The organism is Enterobacter cloacae complex sp. P12RS, assembly GCF_014895875.1.
GTDB lineage: Bacteria > Pseudomonadota > Gammaproteobacteria > Enterobacterales > Enterobacteriaceae > Enterobacter > Enterobacter bugandensis.
This window is the reverse complement of the sequence record NZ_JADBQO010000138.1, coordinates 1-443: the sequence shown is the minus strand read 5'-3', so window position 1 is coordinate 443 and position 443 is coordinate 1. Positions and strand designations below refer to the sequence as shown.

The 443-nt window shown below is 29.6% G+C and carries 1 pseudogene; it reads left to right on the top strand.

The window, feature by feature from the left end:
• Positions 1–311: pseudogene (locus IM284_RS23270) on the top strand (hypothetical protein); the annotation flags it as partial.
• Between the last annotated feature and the right edge of the window lie 132 nt (positions 312–443).

The following is a 443-nucleotide window of genomic DNA, read 5'->3' as shown; positions in this document are numbered from 1 at the left end:
GTACATTTTTAAACCAAAAACTTCCTGAATCAGAGTGCGAAACGTTATTTAAAATTTTATTCACTGGAAATAAAAAGCTTAACACATTTTGTTTAGTTTTTACCTTGTCGATGGAGCATTATAACAAAGATGAATTTAACACTGTCAGTGACTATATTATTTCTATAGTCAATAACGCATGTGAAAATATTGACCAAGGCATTCTAAAAACTCTTTCATCAGGTCTTAAATTAAATTTATTGATTATGCCAAGCAACAGAACAAATGAATTATCACAGGCTATTGTTAGGGAGTTATATGGTGATGACTAGTCTCATTGAATATCTTTGTGAACGAATTAAGAGTAGCTATGAGTTTAACAATCACTACAGGTGTCTACTAAATGAATTAGCCACTTCTTTCTTTGAAAAAAATAAATGTGAATTTGTTTTTTCTGAACATCA